Annotated in this window: 17 protein-coding genes, 3 tRNA genes and 1 pseudogene; 5 read left to right on the top strand and 16 right to left on the bottom strand. The window is 40.0% G+C overall.

The features are described 5' to 3' along the window. Positions 1-104 precede the first annotated feature (104 nt). Both QP439_RS06130 and QP439_RS06125 read left to right on the top strand, forming a co-directional pair. Positions 105-686, top strand: coding sequence for a xanthine phosphoribosyltransferase (locus QP439_RS06130; RefSeq protein WP_000770403.1), 582 nt, complete (start codon positions 105-107; stop codon positions 684-686). After that, a complete protein-coding gene (locus QP439_RS06125) occupies positions 686-1,948 on the top strand; it encodes a nucleobase:cation symporter-2 family protein (protein WP_285388705.1) in 1,263 nt (420 codons plus the stop codon). The genes QP439_RS06130 and QP439_RS06125 overlap by 1 nt, the downstream gene beginning before the upstream one ends. A gap of 46 nt (positions 1,949-1,994) precedes the next feature. Here QP439_RS06125 and QP439_RS06120 read toward each other — a convergent pair whose 3' ends face one another. The 7 genes from QP439_RS06120 to QP439_RS06090 all read right to left on the bottom strand — a co-directional run bounded on the left by QP439_RS06120 (position 1,995) and on the right by QP439_RS06090 (position 8,436). Next, positions 1,995-2,900, bottom strand: coding sequence for a type II restriction endonuclease (locus QP439_RS06120; protein WP_049488229.1), 906 nt, complete (start codon positions 2,898-2,900; stop codon positions 1,995-1,997). 14 nt (positions 2,901-2,914) lie between these two features. Further along, positions 2,915-3,487 carry a PD-(D/E)XK nuclease superfamily protein gene (locus QP439_RS06115; protein ID WP_049488228.1) on the bottom strand — a complete coding sequence of 191 codons (573 nt, stop codon included), beginning with the start codon at positions 3,485-3,487 and terminating at the stop codon, positions 2,915-2,917. Continuing rightward, on the bottom strand, positions 3,480-4,247 hold the full coding sequence (locus tag QP439_RS06110; protein ID WP_049488313.1) for a DNA-methyltransferase: 768 nt from the start codon (positions 4,245-4,247) through the stop codon (positions 3,480-3,482). The genes QP439_RS06115 and QP439_RS06110 overlap by 8 nt, the downstream gene beginning before the upstream one ends. Before the next feature lie 25 nt (positions 4,248-4,272). After that, positions 4,273-5,127, bottom strand: coding sequence for a DNA adenine methylase (locus QP439_RS06105; protein WP_049488226.1), 855 nt, complete (start codon positions 5,125-5,127; stop codon positions 4,273-4,275). Between the two features lie 156 nt (positions 5,128-5,283). Next, positions 5,284-5,688, bottom strand: coding sequence for a PaaI family thioesterase (locus QP439_RS06100; RefSeq protein WP_000651198.1), 405 nt, complete (start codon positions 5,686-5,688; stop codon positions 5,284-5,286). A gap of 69 nt (positions 5,689-5,757) precedes the next feature. Beyond that, positions 5,758-7,239, bottom strand: coding sequence for a UDP-glucose--hexose-1-phosphate uridylyltransferase (locus tag QP439_RS06095; RefSeq protein WP_285388736.1), 1,482 nt, complete (start codon positions 7,237-7,239; stop codon positions 5,758-5,760). Positions 7,240-7,257: 18 nt separating this feature from the next. Then, positions 7,258-8,436: a galactokinase gene (locus tag QP439_RS06090; protein WP_285388697.1), complete on the bottom strand. Its 1,179-nt coding sequence runs from the start codon at positions 8,434-8,436 to the stop codon at positions 7,258-7,260. Positions 8,437-8,600: 164 nt separating this feature from the next. Here QP439_RS06090 and galR point away from each other — a divergent pair, with 164 nt between their 5' ends. Next, complete coding sequence (gene galR, locus QP439_RS06085; protein ID WP_285388694.1) at positions 8,601-9,605, top strand: DNA-binding transcriptional regulator GalR; 1,005 nt, start codon at positions 8,601-8,603, stop codon at positions 9,603-9,605. Positions 9,606-9,638: 33 nt separating this feature from the next. Here the strand turns inward: galR and QP439_RS06080 are convergent, their stop codons facing one another. Beyond that, the gene (locus QP439_RS06080) at positions 9,639-10,529 is read right to left on the bottom strand and encodes a cation diffusion facilitator family transporter (RefSeq protein WP_000095928.1); all 891 of its coding nucleotides are present in this window, start codon (positions 10,527-10,529) and stop codon (positions 9,639-9,641) included. 132 nt (positions 10,530-10,661) lie between these two features. Between QP439_RS06080 and QP439_RS06075 the strand changes: the two genes are divergently transcribed. After that, a complete protein-coding gene (locus tag QP439_RS06075) occupies positions 10,662-11,198 on the top strand; it encodes a TetR/AcrR family transcriptional regulator (protein ID WP_285388735.1) in 537 nt (178 codons plus the stop codon). Positions 11,199-11,347: 149 nt separating this feature from the next. Here the strand turns inward: QP439_RS06075 and QP439_RS06070 are convergent, their stop codons facing one another. The 5 genes and pseudogenes from QP439_RS06070 to QP439_RS06050 form a co-directional block, all read right to left on the bottom strand. Further along, entirely contained in the window at positions 11,348-12,868 is a 1,521-nt protein-coding gene (locus tag QP439_RS06070; RefSeq protein ID WP_285388690.1) for an ABC transporter permease/substrate-binding protein, read from the bottom strand. Beyond that, positions 12,861-13,589: an ATP-binding cassette domain-containing protein gene (locus QP439_RS06065; protein WP_285388687.1), complete on the bottom strand. Its 729-nt coding sequence runs from the start codon at positions 13,587-13,589 to the stop codon at positions 12,861-12,863. The genes QP439_RS06070 and QP439_RS06065 overlap by 8 nt, the downstream gene beginning before the upstream one ends. Positions 13,590-13,601: 12 nt before the next feature. Beyond that, a pseudogene (locus tag QP439_RS06060) lies at positions 13,602-13,796 on the bottom strand (nuclear transport factor 2 family protein); the annotation flags it as partial. A gap of 31 nt (positions 13,797-13,827) precedes the next feature. Further along, positions 13,828-14,271 (bottom strand): MarR family winged helix-turn-helix transcriptional regulator, encoded by a 444-nt coding sequence (locus QP439_RS06055; RefSeq protein ID WP_285388684.1) that lies wholly within the window; start codon positions 14,269-14,271, stop codon positions 13,828-13,830. 144 nt (positions 14,272-14,415) lie between these two features. Beyond that, entirely contained in the window at positions 14,416-15,609 is a 1,194-nt protein-coding gene (locus tag QP439_RS06050) for an O-antigen ligase family protein (protein ID WP_285388682.1), read from the bottom strand. A gap of 270 nt (positions 15,610-15,879) precedes the next feature. Here QP439_RS06050 and birA point away from each other — a divergent pair, with 270 nt between their 5' ends. Then, on the top strand, positions 15,880-16,815 hold the full coding sequence (birA, locus tag QP439_RS06045) for a bifunctional biotin--[acetyl-CoA-carboxylase] ligase/biotin operon repressor BirA (RefSeq protein ID WP_000844492.1): 936 nt from the start codon (positions 15,880-15,882) through the stop codon (positions 16,813-16,815). Between the two features lie 173 nt (positions 16,816-16,988). Here the strand turns inward: birA and QP439_RS06040 are convergent. The 3 genes from QP439_RS06040 to QP439_RS06030 form a co-directional block, all read right to left on the bottom strand. Continuing rightward, positions 16,989-17,076: transfer RNA gene (locus QP439_RS06040), tRNA-Ser, on the bottom strand. A gap of 6 nt (positions 17,077-17,082) precedes the next feature. Continuing rightward, positions 17,083-17,156 (bottom strand) — tRNA-Ile (locus QP439_RS06035). A 38-nt stretch (positions 17,157-17,194) separates the two neighbouring features. After that, positions 17,195-17,265, bottom strand: a tRNA-Gly gene (locus tag QP439_RS06030).

The following is a 17,265-nucleotide window of genomic DNA, read 5'->3' as shown; positions in this document are numbered from 1 at the left end:
TTGGGGACTTACTTAGAGATTAAGTAGGTCCTTTTTCTATCCGTTTTACTGGGTAGAAATCTGAAACAAGCAAATGGATTAGCTTTTAGACTTTAGGAGGTCTTATGAAATTATTAGAAGAGCGCATCCTCAAGGATGGGCATATCTTGGGTGATAACATCCTCAAGGTGGATTCCTTTTTAACCCACCAAGTTGACTTTAGCTTGATGCGAGAGATTGGTAAGGTTTTTGCGGAAAAATTCGCTGCTGCTGGCATTACCAAGGTCGTAACCATTGAAGCGTCAGGTATTGCTCCAGCCGTTTTTACAGCTGAAGCCTTAAACGTTCCCATGATTTTCGCTAAAAAAGCTAAAAACATCACTATGAACGAAGGTATCTTAACTGCCGAAGTTTACTCCTTTACCAAGCAAGTGACCAGCACTGTTTCTATCGCTGGAAAATTCCTCTCACCAGAGGACAAGGTCTTGATTATCGACGATTTCCTTGCTAATGGCCAAGCTGCTAAAGGCTTGATTCAAATCATCGAACAAGCTGGAGCCACAGTCGAAGCTATCGGTATCGTGATTGAAAAATCTTTCCAAGATGGTCGTGATTTGCTTGAAAAAGCAGGCTATCCTGTACTATCACTCGCTCGCTTGGATCGTTTTGAAAATGGTCAGGTCGTATTTAAGGAGGCAGATCTCTAATGCAAACTCAAGAAAAACACTCACAAGCAACAGTGCTCGGCTTACAGCACTTACTAGCCATGTACTCTGGATCCATCCTGGTTCCCATCATGATTGCGACTGCCCTTGGCTATTCAACTGAGCAGTTGACCTACCTGATTTCTACAGATATATTCATGTGTGGGGTGGCAACCTTCCTCCAACTCCAACTCAACAAATACTTTGGTATTGGACTCCCAGTCGTTCTCGGAGTTGCCTTCCAATCTGTCGCTCCCTTGATTATGATTGGGCAAAGCCATGGTAGTGGCGCTATGTTTGGTGCCCTTATTGCATCAGGGATTTACGTGCTTCTTGTTTCAGGCATCTTCTCAAAAGTGGCCAATCTCTTCCCATCTATCGTAACAGGTTCTGTAATTACCACGATTGGTTTAACCTTGATTCCTGTCGCTATTGGAAATATGGGAAATAACGTTCCAGAGCCAACTGGTCAAAGTCTCTTGCTTGCAGCTATCACTGTTCTGATTATCCTCTTGATTAACATCTTTACCAAAGGATTTATCAAGTCTATCTCTATTTTGATTGGTCTGGTTGTTGGAACTGCCATTGCTGCTAGCATGGGCTTGGTTGACTTCTCTCCTGTTGCAGCAGCACCACTTGTCCATGTCCCTACTCCACTCTACTTTGGGATGCCAACCTTTGAAATCTCATCTATTGTCATGATGTGTATCATCGCAACGGTGTCTATGGTTGAGTCGACTGGTGTTTACTTAGCCTTGTCTGATATCACAAAAGATCCAATCGACAGCACGCGCCTGCGCAACGGTTACCGCGCAGAAGGTTTGGCCGTACTTCTCGGAGGAATCTTTAACACCTTCCCTTACACAGGATTTTCACAAAACGTTGGTTTGGTTAAATTGTCAGGTATCAAGAAACGCCTGCCAATCTACTACGCAGCTGGTTTCCTGGTTCTCCTTGGACTCCTTCCTAAGTTTGGCGCCCTTGCCCAAATCATTCCAAGCCCTGTCCTCGGTGGTGCCATGCTAGTGATGTTTGGTTTTGTATCGATTCAAGGGATGCAAATCCTCTCCCGTGTTGACTTTGCTAACAATGAACATAACTTCCTTATCGCAGCTGTATCAATCGCTGCAGGGGTCGGACTCAACAACAGTAATCTCTTTGTCAGCATGCCAACAGCCTTCCAAATGTTCTTCTCAAACGGAATCGTTGTAGCTAGCCTACTCGCTATTGTCCTCAATGCGGTACTAAATCATAAAAAGAAATAAGAAAAAGAGGTGTGAGCCTCTTTTTTGTGTAGCTAATGAGCAATCATTATAAAAATAAATTAGCTAAAAATCCTTCTCTTAACATCTCTAAATTAAATACATTCGTAATATGACTAAATGCTTCTGCTAATGGTAAGTGTGCTGTTTTCCATCCTTGACCATCAGTAACCCAAACAAATTCAACATCGTCATCTGAAGTAATAACAAATTGACTGAGTTCAGTAAACTCTCCAGCAACCGCTTTTAATTTACTTCCTCCTCCGCCATAGTAATTCGTTTCAATCAACCAAACCTTATGTTTTTCTCGGGAATAAACTGCAACATCAAATCTTCTTTCAGACTTATCGACAGGTACTTTAATCCCCCACTTATCTTTAATATATTGGGCTGTAGCTTGAGCTTTCCAATCCAATTTTTGTTCCTGAGAAATCTTTGCTACGTGTCTCTCTAAAATTCCCTCCATGGTTGTCCCACTTCGGTTTTTTCGTGCATTGCTATCTAATCCAGTCTCCACTCCATAAACATAATCAACTAATGAACGATTAGCATGTTGTTGTAAAAACTTTAATAAACCAGATTTCTCAATAAATTTGATGTAATCATCTATTCTGCTAGTGTCTATCGTTTTGAAATCCAATTGCTCAAAAGACATATTATCGTCATTATCTATTGTCAGAATATCTAAAACATTATCACGACTTGCAATCAGACTAGGAATTGCTTTTAACAAATTAGGTTGTTTAGTGAACAAGTCAAGAGCTTCTATATAAATATCATCTTTACCAATTAAGTAGTTTAAAGTGTTCAACTCTAGTTCATACTTCTTTGTCTCACGATCAACTTTCTCCCAATTTACATAGTATTCAGGAGTTCTGTTGGTAATTGAGAGAGTATTTAAAAAATTTTGTAATCTATCTTCTGATGATGAAGAAATGTAAGTATTAAAATCCATAATTCACCTTGTAATTAAAATAAACCAAAAAATGTCATGTCGTATTCATCAAGCATTATTTTGATGCCATCCCCTCGTAACATTTCAAAAGTATCACGATATTTATCTTGACCAAAAAAACTTTTATTTCCAACAAATATGAATTGCACAGAAAATGGTTCACCCTCTTGCACACTATCTAACAAACGTTGATAAATACGTCTTTTATTGCCAAAGCCCAGTAGTTTTTCATCAACACTTCCTTCGCTTTCCTGCCATTTTTTCTCAACTATATAAACTGTATGATTTTCAAAATTTATAAATACTTCATCTGGTTTCCATTGTTTAGAATTGGTATTCTTAATCCCCAATTCTTTCAAAAAATCATAAAATCTATATTGAGGCATAATTTTACCAATGATTTCTTCTTCCCCAACTCTAAAAACTTCAAAGCCTTTTGTTGCTTTTCTATCTTTGAAATCTATTTCTTTAACTTCATATCCTGGAAGGGAATCTACTAATTCCGAAAAATCAGTATCTCTTTCAAATTTCAAACCATTAGTGGTCGTTTTGGCTCCTCCTCCATGTTTATTTGGTTTTCTAGCCATAGTTTTCCTCCTCTAATCTTCTTCTAGCTATCTTCAAATATTCTTTTTCAGCATCGATACCTATAAATCTTCTACCTAATCGCTTCGCAACAACACCCGTAGTGCCACTACCAACAAATGGATCTAAAATATAGTCCCCTTCTTTAGTAGAAGCCAAAATTATACGTTCCAATAAATATTCTGGTTTTTGTGTTGGATGCTTGCCAGCCCATTTCTCAGCTTTTTTCGTCAAAGCACCTGTCCAAACATCTTTCATTTGCTTTCCATCATTTAGCTCTTTCATCAAATCGTAATTGTAATAATGACGAGCTTTTTTATCATTTTTTCTTGCCCATAAAATAGTTTCAGTAGAATGAGTGAAATAACGACAGGATAAATTAGGTGCAGGGTTTGTTTTCTGCCAAGTAATGTTATTTAGAATTTTAAAACCTTCTTGCTCTAATGCCATTCCAACTGAGTAAATATTATGCAAACTCCCTGAAATCCAAATAGTCCCATTAGGCTTCAAAACTTCTTTTGCTAAACGAATCCATTTACGATTGAATTCGTGCTTTTCCTCAAAGGAAGAAATCTTATCCCAGTCACCTTTATCTACAGATACAACCTGTCCCCCAGAATTTGATATACCACCGTTACTCAAAAAATATGGAGGATCAGCAAAGATCATGTCCATGCTTTCTGGTTTCATTTTCGATAATAACTTAAACGTATCTGCATGAACAAGAATCATTTTATCTTTGTTATAGTATGGTTTTGTCATTAAAACACCTCCATACTTATATTCGTTATTTTTCATAATTTGTGACTATAATTTCAGAAATTCTTCCTCGACTCGAAGATTTTGCTCCATTAGTTCGGGTAGCTTCAACATAATGGATATTAAAATCTTGATACAACTCCTCTACCAAAAAACTAGAGGAGTTTGATAACATAACATAAGCCCCTGTATCACTCAATTTCTTAAAGGTATCTCTTAATCTTACTTGATCATCATAAGAAAACCCCTCATGAGTGTAGGAAGTAAAGGCACTTGTCTCTGACAATGGAATATACGGGGGATCAAAATATACAAAATCCCCTGGTTGAACATCCAAAACAGCCTTTTCAAAATCTCCTTTTTTAATTTCTATTTGATTATTATTCAGATAAGTTGAAATAGCAGATACTAAATTCTCATCAACAATTTTAGGATTTTTATAACGACCATAAGGTACATTAAACTGATTCTTAGAATTCACACGATATAAACCATTAAAGTCTACTCTCAACATATAGAGAATACGTGCTGCCCTTTGTACTTCAGACATCATATCTATTCTTTCATCACGATCAACAGAACGTAAATCTAAATAATATTCTTTTGAATTATATTCCTGATGAACTTTCAAAATTTCAATCAATTCTTGAGGATTATCCTTAATTTGTTGATAGCAATTTATCAGTTCAGCATTAAAATCATTGATAACTGCATCTTTAGGAGCTAAATCAAAAAATAAAGCTCCGCCTCCAACAAAAGGTTCAAAATACCGGTTATATTTTTTAGGCATTAATTCTCTAATAACAGGCAATAATTGTCTTTTACCTCCTGTCCATTTCGTGAACGGTTGTAAAGCAACTTCCTTCATTTCTTTTATCTTCATGCTTTTAATTATACCATAGAAATTAAAACACAACTCTTGTATTTTCTACCACATTACTAAATTTTCTATTTTAGAATTAAATCATATCAATACCAAAAAATGAGTAAAGCAAATTTTATAAATTCCAAAATTCACCTCACTCTATTAAATTACTCTCTATATCCTTACCTGTCTGTCTTCTGACCGTTGGCCTGTAACAAACATGGTAAAGGTTGCTTTACAGACATTTCTGCCTTCTTGATTGGTGATATCGACATCCACGACGCAAGTTGTGCGTCCTTGGTGGACACATTCTCCTTTAATGGTCAATACATCGTCGAGTTTTCCTGCCTTAAGGTAGTTGATAGAGGATTGGAGTGTCACTCCATCAAGCCCCAGCGAGATAACCACCAAACCACTGATCTGGTCGCAAAGGGTAAAGAGATAGCCACCATGGGCATTGCCATAGTAGTTGAGAGACGAGTCCACTACTTTGGTCGTCACCACAACGTGACCATCTCTCATTTTCTCAATTTCGTAATTTTCAAAGGCAGATATAGCGTCAAAATGAAAATCTTTCATCGTTTCCTCCTGATATTTCAAACGACACTATGATACTACTTTTTATAGGACTGTGCAAGGAGAAAGCTCCTAGTCTGGCAAAATTCCGACCTGCTCCACAAAGCGCATAAAGGCTGCCTGTCCTTGTTCTGTCTGCTTGTAAACTCCTGCATCCTCAAGTACACGCGCAAAGATAGCACCCACAGATTCCTTGACGATTTCAAGGGCTTTTTCTTTATCATCTAGGTCTGGATGTCGGGCTTTGAGTTGGTCTGCCCATTCCTGATGATAAGTAGCAACTGTATTAGCTTCTCCCACAAGATAGCTAGCGACTTGCTCCACTTCTACTTTCAGACGTGGCGGCAGGATAGCCAAGCCCATGACCTCAATCAAGCCGATATTTTCCTTCTTAACATGTTGGACATCCTTGTGGGGATGATAAATACCGTCAGGATGCTCTGGCGATGTCTGATTGTCCCGCAAAACTAAGTCCAACTCAAACTGTCCATCACGCTTACGCGCAATCGGTGTGATAGTGTGGTGCGGTGTCCCATCAGTCTCTGCCAAAATCTGCACTTCAGGATCTGAATACTGGCGCCATTCCTGCAAAATCTTGTCAGCCAAGTTGGTCAAATCCTCTTTAGAATCCGAAGTCAAGCGCAGCACTGACATAGGCCACTTGACAATCCCAGCCTTGACCTGCTCAAAACCTGCAAATCGAAAGGTCTTTTGCAAGGGAGCCAATTCCATAGGAAATACGTGACGGCCTCCCTGATAGTGGTCATGAGTCAGAATAGAGCCACCCACAATCGGCAAGTCGGCATTAGAGCCCGCAAAATAACCTGGAAACTGCTCTACAATAGCCAGTAGACGCTCAAAACTCTGACGGCTAATCGTCATGGGACGATGCTGGCCATCTAAAAAGATACAATGCTCATTAAAATAAGCATAGGGCGAATACTGGAAGCCCCACTCCTGACCAGCCATTTCAAAACGTATAATACGGTGGTTGCTGCGAGCTGGATGGTTGACCCGACCATTGTAGCCTTCATTCTCTAGACAAAGCTGACACTGAGGATAATTACTAGCTTGCACCAACTTGGCTGCCGCAATCTCTTTGGGATCCTTCTCAGGCTTAGAGAGATTTATGGTAATTTCAAGTTCACCGTAATCAGATGGAACACGATAAGCAATATTTTTAGCAATGGCCTTGAGCTTGATGTAGTCATTTTTCTGGCTAAGTTGGTAAAAGTCCGCAATCGCCTGCTCCGGAGAGTGGTTATAGATTGCCCAAAAGTCACGATTGACCTGACTTGGACAAGGGGTCACCAAGTTCATCAGTTCAGCACCGAGGATTTCACGCGCAGCCTGACTATCTTTAATCGTTTCTAATCGAACGGCCTCTTCAACCAGTTGGTCCTTGAGATCAATCACTTTATCCAGATTGGTCTCAACTTCCAAAACACCGTCTCCCACTCGTGCCAAGACACGATTGGTCAGGTAGATTCGATCCATTTCCTCATATGAACTTTCAGAAATGACATGTGTTACAAATTTATCTACTAAGGTCACCATAAAGCCTCCTTTTGACTAGTCAAGGACGCGAGTGCCACCTGCAACTTCAGCGATATAGAAACTTGGAGCATATCCGACTACTTCCTCGTAGTGCTTACCAACAGCTTCCTTAAAGGCCTCAACAGTATCTTTTTGCACCAAGGCAATGGCACAGCCACCAAATCCTGCCCCTGTCATACGAGCACCGAGAACACCTTCCTGAGCCCAAGCTGTGTGAACAAGGGTATCTAATTCCAAACCAGTTACTTCATAATCATGCTCCAGAGAAACGTGAGAAGCATTCATCAAGCGACCAAATGTTTCCAAATCTCCTGCTTGAAGGGCTGCTTGAGCTTTAAGGGTACGTTGGTTTTCAAGCACAGCATGACGAGCACGTTTCAAACGATTTTCATCTTTAATCAGATAGCTGTATTGGTCAAAGGCCCACTCATCCAATTCACCCAAGGTCTGAATATCCAAGGCAACTTGCAACTCTTCCACTGCTTTTTCACACTCAGCACGACGTTCATTGTATTTAGAGTCCGCCAATTCACGGCGTTTGTTAGTGTTCATGATAACAACGACATTGTCCTTCAAATCAAGTGGCACCAAGTCATACTCTAAAGTGTTAGTATCAAGGTAAATAGCACGTTGGTCAGCTCCCATACCAATAGCAAACTGGTCCATGATACCAGAGTTGACTCCGATAAAGTTATTTTCTGTTTGTTTTCCGATTTTAACCAAATCGAGACGCTCTAATTTTAAATCAAAGAGATGCTCTGACACAACCCCTGTCAAAAGTTCCAAGGATGCTGAAGAAGACAAGCCAGCACCATTTGGGATATTCCCATAAACATAAAAATCAAAACCTTTGTCAATCACATGCCCAGCTTCTTGCAAGAAATGAAGAACTCCTTTTGGATAGTTGGTCCAGTTGTGCTCTTTTTCAAACTTGAGGTCAGCGAGAGGCACTTCGATAATGCCCTTATCCTCAAAGTTAGCTGAGTAGAAACGCAAGACTTGGTCGTCACGCTTACGAGCTGCACCGTAAGTTCCCAAGGAAATAGCAGCAGGAAAAACGTGCCCACCGTTGTAGTCTGTGTGTTCACCAATCAAATTGATACGACCTGGTGAAAAGAAAGTTTGGTCTGCTTCTTGACCAAAAACAGCAAGAAAGTCTTTGCGAAGAGTTTCAGCAGTAAGATGTTGTGTCATATGATTTCTCCTTTTACTGTCCGTTAAGTCACCTTAACGTGTAATCGTTTTCTTCTATTGTATCCAAGGGATTTCCCAAGGTCAATCCTTTTTACTAAAATTTTACTAAACTATCAGTAAAAAGCAGAAAAATATGATATACTAACCTTAAAGAAGGAGGATTTATGGCTACCTTAAAAGACATTGCACAGTTAGCCTCTGTCTCTATCGCGACCGTATCCCGTGTCCTCAATCGCGACCAGAGTCTATCTGTTACAGAAGAAACCAGACACCGTATTTTAACTGTTGCTGAAGAGTTGGGCTACACTAAGCACCTCAAGACAGGCGAGTCCCACAAGCCCAAGCAAAAGATTGCCATTATCCAATGGGTCAGTGAACAAGGAGAGCTGGACGACCTCTACTACTACCAGATTCGCTTGGGTATTGAAAAAAGAGCCCAAGAGTTGGACTATGATATCTTGCGCTATTTTAATGACCATCCTTTTACACTAAGCGAGGAAGTGATTGGGATTCTCTGCATCGGAAAGTTTAGTCGAGCTCAGATTTCTGCCTTTGAAGAATACCAAAAGCATCTTGTCTTTCTAGACAGCGATACCCTCTCACTGGGACATACCTGCATTATCACAGACTTTTACACTGCCATGAAACAGGTTGTCGATTATTTTCTCAGCCAAGGGATGGACCGCATCGGGATTCTAACAGGCCTTGAAGAAACAACCGACCAAGAAGAAATCATTGAGGATAAGCGACTGGAAAATTTTAGAAACTACAGTCAAACAAAAGGAATCTATCATGATGAATTAGTCTTTCAAGGAAGCTTTACCGCCCAGTCTGGCTATGACTTGATGAAGGAGGCCATTCAGAACTTGGGAGACCAACTCCCACCAGCCTTTTTCGCAGCTAGCGATAGTTTAGCCATCGGTGCCCTCCGTGCGCTCCAAGAAGCTGGAATCAACCTGCCAGACCGCGTCAGTCTTATTTCCTTTAACGATACTAGCCTGACCAAGCAAGTCTATCCTCCCCTCTCTAGCATCACCGTCTATACCGAAGAAATGGGCCGAGCAGGTATGGATATTCTTAATAAGGAAGTACTCCACGGTCGGAAAATCCCTAGCCTAACCATGCTGGGAACCAGACTGACATTGAGAGAGAGTACAAGGAATGAATAGGATAACAAAACGACCTCTAGCGAGGTCGCTTTTCTAATGATGATGCCCATGCTTCTGCTCTAATTCTCTCACCCTCCGCTTATGTTGCGCATGATTGCTTTGACTGCTATCTACTTCAATAGTGATATTCTGCACGCCTCTTTCTTCTAAACATTGACGCACCACTTCTTTGGTTTCCATCATCTGTTCCCAGTCCTTGATACAAATGTGAACAATAGCATTATTCTCTAGACCATCCATGGACCAAATGCTAAGTTGATTGACACTGTTGACATTGGGTAGAGCCTCTAAATCCTTCTCCAAATCACTTGTCTCGACTCCTTCTGGCACAGCATCTAGGAAAATTTTCAGTGCGCTCCAAAAGCGAGGAATGGCTTTCGACAGAATAAAGATAGAAATAACTAGTGATAAAAGCGGATCGAGGATATACCAGTCCGTAAATCGAAGAATAATCGCCATTAGAATGACGGCCAACCAACCAAGAGTGTCTTCCAAAAAATGCAGGCTAAGAATTGACTCGTTCTTTGTTTTCCCCTTACGAACTACCAGACTTGCTAGCACATTAATGGCTACTGCAATGATTCCCAGCCAGAGGATGCCTTCCTCATTGACGGGTTGCGGGTGAACAATCTTTGTGACATTTTCCAAGATCACTAGGACAGACCCTATCATAAGAATCACAGCCGTTAGCATGGCTCCTAAAAGACTAAAACGTTTGTAACCCAAGGTGTACTGTCTATCTTCTTCACGGTTTGAAATTGTTTCTAAAAGGGCTGAGATGCCAATGGCTATAGCATCTCCCAAGTCATGAACGGAATCAGCAAGAACTGCACTCGAACCAAAGATTCCTCCTGCGATAAACTCAACAATCGCATAGCTTAAATTTAAGAAAAAAGCTAACCAGATAGATGTTTTAGAACTCATTTCTCTCCCTCCTTTGGTATAATGGGTATATACATACTTCTTTCATTTGTATTATCTAATAAAATTCAAAGAAAGGATAGAAGCAAACTGTCAGCCATGTTCAGTTCTGAACAGTTTGTCTCAAGTGTCTACATGCCAAAAAGAGACCGTCGAGTCAGCAAGACGAAAAAAGCCATCTATCAAGCTTTTTTACAACTTTTGAACGACAAAGGCTATGATGCCACTACTGTTCAGGATATCATTGACCTAGCAGATGTTGGGCGTTCTACTTTTTACTGTCACTATGAAAGCAAGGAACTCCTTTTAGATGAGCTCTGTCGCTACCTCTTTCATCATCTCTTTGAAAGGGAAGGACACTTTACTACCGAGGACTACCTCGCACATATCTTTTTACATTTTCAGAAAAACCAGGACCATGTTAGCAGTCTGCTATTTTCCAAAAATGACTACTTCCTCCGTCAACTCCATAAAGAGCTAGAACACCATGTCTATCCCATGTTGGCTGATGAGTTAAAAAAAGCCCACACTAATCTGCCTACTTCTTACCTCCAACACTTGGTCGTGTCCAACTTTATCGAGACATTGACCTGGTGGCTCAAAAAAGGACAAGACTTTACATACCAGGAAGTTGTCCAGTTTTATCTAGACCTTCTCATTCCTAAAAATTGAATACAGAGTAGAGCTCAGTTGCCTTATTTCTAGGCTACTGAGTTTTCATCTTTTCAACAATCAAAAAAGCCCAGACGACATTGTCTGAGCATTCTTTTATCAAGTCGTTTAAGGAAGTTGAGTTCAGTATGTTTAAAGTCTCTGCACCATCATTTCTTCAACAAACCTTGTTCTTGTAGAAACTCCTTGGCTACTTGTTCTGCTGACTTGCCTTCAACACCGACTTGGTAGTTGAGCTGGCTCATCTGGCTTTCAGTAATTTTACCAGCCAATTTATTGAGAACTGCTTCCAACTCTGGATGTTTCTTGAGAAGAGCTTCTTTCATGAGTGGAGCCCCTTGATAAGGTGGGAAGAGTTGTTTGTCATCTTCCAATACCTGTAAATCATAACGCGCCAATTCCGCATCGGTCGAATAGGCGTCCGTGATTTGAATATCACCTGACTGAATAGCCTGATAGCGAAGGGCTGGTTCCATGGTCGCTACATTGAGATTGAGACCATACATTGATTGCAAGCCCTTATTGCCATCTTCACGGTCATTAAACTCGAGAGTAAATCCAGCCTTCAACTGCCCTTCCACTTTTTTCAAGTCCGAAATGGTCTTCAAGCCATATTCTTGAGCAATCTTTTTCGGAACAGCTACAGCATAGGTATTTTGATAAGACATGGGTTTGAGATAGGCTAGATGATTCTGTTTGGCAATACCATCACGCGCCACCTGATAAACCTGCTCTGGCTCATGACTCACTTTAGGTGATGGTTGCAGCAAACTTTCAGTCACCGTACCAGTAAATTCAGGATAAATGTCAATATCGCCTTTTTTCAGAGCTTCATAGAGAAAGCTTGTTTTCCCAAAATTTGGTTTAACAGTCGCAGTCATGCTGGTATTTTCTTCAATAAGGAGTTTATACATATTGGCCAAAATTTCTGGTTCCGGTCCCAATTTTCCAGCAATAACCAAATTTTCCTTCTCTTTTTGAGCCAAGAGGGCTGGACTATAAGACAAACCAAGCAATATTGTCACCAAGGCAAAACCAGAAAAAATCGTCCGTAATTTTGCCTTTTCCATCACTTTTAGTAGGAAGTTAAAGGCAATGGCAAGCACTGCAGAAGAAAGGGCCCCAATCAAAATCAGACTGGCATTATTACGGTCAATTCCCAAAAGGATAAAGGAACCCAGTCCCCCTGCACCAATCAAGGCAGCCAAGGTTGCCGTACCGATAATCAAGACGGCCGCTGTGCGAATCCCAGACATCATAACAGGCATAGCAAGTGGAATTTCAAACTTCTTGAGACGCTCCCACCTGGTCATCCCAAAGGCAATCCCAGCCTCTTGTAGACTTGGATCAATTCCCTTGAGTCCAGTGATGGTATTTTGTAAAATCGGAAAGATCGCATAAATCACTAACGCTGTCAAAGCCGGCAAGGTTCCAATTCCCATCAAGGGGATAAAGAGTCCCAACAAGGCCAGAGACGGGATGGTCTGGAAAATCCCTGCAATCTGTAAGACCCAATCCGCCAACTTCTCATGATAGCGAAGATAAACAGCCAAAGGAATCGCGATAAAAATAGCTAGTAACAGGGTCAAAAGTGACAACTGCAAATGTTGAGATAGAGCTGTCAACCAATCACTAAAACGATCCTGAAAAGTTGCAATTAAATTAGTCATGAACACTACCTCCAAACAAGTCTGCTACAAAGTCTGTTGCAGGCGCTTTTAAAATCGTCTCAGGATTCGCCACCTGACGAATCTCTCCATCCTGCAAGACAGCAATACGGTCCGCCAATTTCAAGGCTTCATCCGTATCATGGGTCACAAAAATCGTTGTCATCCCAAACTCTTTATGCAATTCCTTAGTCAAAACCTGCAACTGTTTCCTCGAAATTGCATCCAAGGCTGAAAAAGGCTCATCCATGAGGAGAATCTTAGGCTGACCAATCATAGCACGAACAATACCGACCCGTTGCTGTTCTCCACCAGATAATTCACTAGGCAAACGATGCCCATACTCGGCTCCTGGTAAACCAACCTTAGCCAAAAGCTCTTCAGTTTTCTGAGCAATTTCTTCCTTAGTCCATCCCTTCATCTCAGGAATCAGGGCAATATTTTCCGCGACCGTTAGATTAGGAAATAGAGCAATAGCCTGTAAAACATAACCAGTAGAAAGACGAAGTTCACGCTCATCATAATCTTTGATGCGCTTGCCATCCATATAAATATTTCCATCAGTTGGTTCCAAGAGGCGATTGACCATCTTAATCATGGTCGTCTTACCTGACCCAGAAGGCCCAACTAAAACCATGAACTCCCCATTCTCAATCTGTAAATTGACGTCTCTCAAGACATCTTTTTCTGTATAGCGTAGCGCTACATTTTTATATTCAATCATGTTCTTCCTCTTTTAAAACTTATCTCTATTGGTCAAGGCTTCTATCTTAGGCAAAACTTCCTTATTATTCCAATACTCCAAAATTTTCCCGTTTTCTAGACGTAAAATATCTTACTGGGCACAGGCATCACCATCAATCTGAGTCTGACCAGAGCTAACCACGTAGTTTCCTTGTCCTAAGAGTTGGAAAACAAAGTAAAAAGTGACCTTTGCTTATAAACAGCTAATTTGATCTATCTTAAACCTCATTTTCCTTCTCTTTCAAATTAGCCAAAATTCTTTCTTGAAAACCTTCAAACTGCCGAATTTCTTCCTCTGAAAATCCTTTGTAAAAGATCGTATCCAATTTCTGACTGACACGTTGCCCCACTTCTTTTTGCGACTGCCCCAAATCTGTTAAAACTAGATACTTCTTACGCTTGTCTTCTCCACATGGACTAACGGTTACAAGATTTTGTTCCTCAAGTTTTTTTATCATAGTCGTCAGCGTATTATTAGCAAGACCAGTCGCAAGAGCAATATCTGTCGCAGTTGCACAGCCAGTTTCACTATTCCATAAAACCGCTAAAATCTTGCCCTGCTCACTCCGATAAAGAGCTTCAGGGTCTTGGCTCAGTAACTTTTGAAAAATTCGCCCATTCAACAAACGAATATGATGGGCTAGCAAATGACTATCTTTCATAACACCTCCAATTTATTTCGATATCGAAAAGAATAAAACAATTGTAACACTCATCGTTCTAACTGTCAACTATTTCGATTTGGAAATAATTTTTCCCAGTAAAAAAATCTCCTACACAAGGTAGAAGATTGTAATCTTATATACTTAATCCGTCATGTCCGATACCAAAGTTCGATGTTCCAACGGAATACTGCACATAACTAGCAAGAAAATAAATCCTGACTGAATCCAGAAGAGGGCCAAATCAAAAATTCCGTGTACAGCAACCACTGTCAGGAAAGATAGATAAAGACCGATAATCGGACGTTTCCCCGACTCCTGACTCATATCCATCATCAAACGAACAGGAGCAACAGAAGACAAAACTAATAAAATAGTTCCCACAATTCCGTAACTCAGAATCGTGTCAATATACAGACTGTGAGCATGTTCATGATAAGGAGCATTTATCCGAGGATAAGAGTGCATATAGGTCAATGGCCCTTCACCCCAAAAAGGATTTTGCTTAAACAAGGCCATCCCAGCATCCCATATAGAAATGCGTTCTTCCATAGAGGAATCTAAAGTCCCCATCCGAACTCCCAAATCACTGGAAAAGAGGAAACTCAAGCCAATCGCAAAGACCCCAATACTAAGCCAAAAGGCCTTCCAGTTTTTAATGGTCGTAAAAAGATAAATGATGGATCCAGCGATAATAGCAGGAAAGGCAGTTCGATTTTGCGTAAAGTTCAATCCAAAGAGATTAACAAAACCTGCAATCACACAGAATACCTTCAACCAATTCAACTTGGTCGTTGTAAACAGATAGAAGGCAATCATGATACAGAAACAACAAATAATTCCATAGTAATTAGGATTAAAAAAGGTCACTTCTGCCCGATTCTGATGCCATACCTGCATATTGGGTGAAAGAAAAGCATAGTTGAATTTCTTCACAATTTGGAAATGTTCTAAACTCGCAAAAGCAGCTGACAAGACGCTACCAAACAAGACGAGCTGCAAAATCAATCGAAAGAATTTATGTGATAAAATCGACTGATAGTGCAAAAAGAAAACAGTAAATAGAAAAATTCCTACTGAAGCCACAAGACCCATCCAATTTTGTGCAAAAATGGATATTACAGTACTATAGCCAAGAAAAAGAAGCAGCATCGGATGCTCCCCCATTTTCTGAAGAATATTTTTCATGTCTCCTGTAAAAATCAAACTGATAATATATAAACAGAATACAACTACAAAAAGATAAAAGGGTAAAAAGATACTCAGGATAATTCCCAATAAAATCAGCTCTTTACTAGACAACCCTTTCAGCTTTTCAATAAAGCCTATTGATTTCAAAATGAATCCTTTCTCTCCAAATCAACTGATTCAGATAATAGTAAGCTACCCTTTATTGTACCACTTTTTTAGCAATTTGAAAACAAAGGAAACGTTTACTAGGTAAAAAAGGGAGCAAAAATACTGATATTTCAAAACTCAAACTTAATGACTACATTTACTATAAGAAAATCATACCGTAAAGACTAGGTATATGTTAAAATAGTAGTAATTAAGCAACTAGCCAAACTAGATTCAAATCACATACTACTCCTAAAGAAAGGAAACACTATGAAATCTTACCAAGCCGTCTACCAAATTCTAGCTAAAGAAATCGACTATGTCAGCGGAGAAAAAATCGCAGAAGAACTATCCCTAACCCGAACATCAATTTGGAAAGCCATCAAGCGTCTAGAACAAGAAGGCATTGAAATTGATAGTATCAAAAACAAAGGCTATAAACTGGTGAATGGAGACCTTATTCTTCCAGAACTTCTAGAACAAAATCTTCCAATTAAAATCAGTTTTAAACCCGAAACAAGATCAACACAACTCGATGCAAAAGAAGCAATTGATTTAGGAAATAAAGCAAACACTCTCTATCTAGCTTCCTATCAAACAGCAGGGCGAGGCCGTTTTCAACGTTCTTTCTACTCACCCCAAGGTGGCATTTATATGACACTCCATCTTAAACCCAATCTCCCCTATGACCAATTACCATCCTACACACTACTTGTAGCAGGAGCTATCTACAAATCCATTAAAAACCTAACTTTAATTGATGTCGACATAAAATGGGTCAATGATATCTACCTAAACAATCATAAAATTGGAGGGATTCTTACTGAGGCGATGACCTCTGTAGAAACTGGGTTAGTCACAGATATCATTATTGGAGTAGGAATTAACTTTACTATTAAAGACTTCCCTAAGGAATTAAAAGAAAAAGCTGCCAGTTTATTTAAAACACCAGCACCTATTACCAGAAATGAATTAATCATAGAAATCTGGCGCACTTTCTTCGAAACACCAGCAGAAGAACTATTATACCTATACAAAAAACAGTCATTCGTTCTAGGCAAAGAAGTTACTTTCACACTAGATCAAAAAGACTACAAGGGACTGGCTAAAGACATCTCTGAAACTGGAAAACTTCTAGTTCGATGTGATAACGGAAAAGAAATCTGGCTAAATAGCGGAGAAATTTCACTCAAGAGTTGGAAGTAGTAATCCATAAAATCGATAATATATAAAACATTTAGCTTTCCTTCGATCCACTACAGTTGACAAAGAGCCAAAAAACTTCAGATAAGTAATCTAATTAAGTTTTACAAATCTGAAGTTTTAATTCTACTATTCTTAAAAATATAAAAAAAGAGGGTTATAAACCCTCATAAAAACGGAGAATAAGGGATTCGAACCCTTGCGCCAGTTACCCGACCTAACGATTTAGCAAACCGTCCTCTTCAGCCTCTTGAGTAATTCTCCTATTAATGGGCACGAGTGGACTCGAACCACCGACCTCACGCTTATCAGGCGTGCGCTCTAACCACCTGAGCTACGCGCCCAAGTTAAAACTTGGTAATGTAATTTGAACAAAGTTCAAAGCGGGTGACGAGAATCGAACTCGCGACAACAGCTTGGAAGGCTGTAGTTTTACCACTAAACTACACCCGC

Origin of the sequence: Streptococcus sp. UMB1203, from assembly GCF_030217725.1 — a bacterium.
In the GTDB taxonomy this organism is placed as follows: domain Bacteria; phylum Bacillota; class Bacilli; order Lactobacillales; family Streptococcaceae; genus Streptococcus.
The sequence above is the reverse complement of the archived record's forward strand: the minus strand, read 5'-3'. Positions and strand labels throughout refer to the sequence as shown.

Bases quoted from the DNA above. Each gene is read 5' to 3' on its own strand.
- QP439_RS06130 (WP_000770403.1), top strand. From the start codon at position 105: ATGAAATTATTAGAAGAGCGCATCCTCAAGGATGGGCATATCTTGGGT.
- QP439_RS06125 (WP_285388705.1), top strand. From the start codon at position 686: ATGCAAACTCAAGAAAAACACTCACAAGCAACAGTGCTCGGCTTACAG.
- QP439_RS06100 (WP_000651198.1), bottom strand. From the start codon at position 5,688: ATGAAAGATTTTCATTTTGACGCTATATCTGCCTTTGAAAATTACGAA.
- QP439_RS06070 (WP_285388690.1), bottom strand. From the start codon at position 12,868: ATGACTAATTTAATTGCAACTTTTCAGGATCGTTTTAGTGATTGGTTG.
- QP439_RS06110 (WP_049488313.1), bottom strand. From the start codon at position 4,247: ATGACAAAACCATACTATAACAAAGATAAAATGATTCTTGTTCATGCA.
- QP439_RS06080 (WP_000095928.1), bottom strand. From the start codon at position 10,529: ATGAGTTCTAAAACATCTATCTGGTTAGCTTTTTTCTTAAATTTAAGC.
- QP439_RS06065 (WP_285388687.1), bottom strand. From the start codon at position 13,589: ATGATTGAATATAAAAATGTAGCGCTACGCTATACAGAAAAAGATGTC.
- QP439_RS06105 (WP_049488226.1), bottom strand. From the start codon at position 5,127: ATGAAGATAAAAGAAATGAAGGAAGTTGCTTTACAACCGTTCACGAAA.
- QP439_RS06115 (WP_049488228.1), bottom strand. From the start codon at position 3,487: ATGGCTAGAAAACCAAATAAACATGGAGGAGGAGCCAAAACGACCACT.
- QP439_RS06075 (WP_285388735.1), top strand. From the start codon at position 10,662: ATGCCAAAAAGAGACCGTCGAGTCAGCAAGACGAAAAAAGCCATCTAT.
- QP439_RS06090 (WP_285388697.1), bottom strand. From the start codon at position 8,436: ATGACACAACATCTTACTGCTGAAACTCTTCGCAAAGACTTTCTTGCT.
- QP439_RS06055 (WP_285388684.1), bottom strand. From the start codon at position 14,271: ATGAAAGATAGTCATTTGCTAGCCCATCATATTCGTTTGTTGAATGGG.
- birA (WP_000844492.1), top strand. From the start codon at position 15,880: ATGAAATCTTACCAAGCCGTCTACCAAATTCTAGCTAAAGAAATCGAC.
- galR (WP_285388694.1), top strand. From the start codon at position 8,601: ATGGCTACCTTAAAAGACATTGCACAGTTAGCCTCTGTCTCTATCGCG.
- QP439_RS06120 (WP_049488229.1), bottom strand. From the start codon at position 2,900: ATGGATTTTAATACTTACATTTCTTCATCATCAGAAGATAGATTACAA.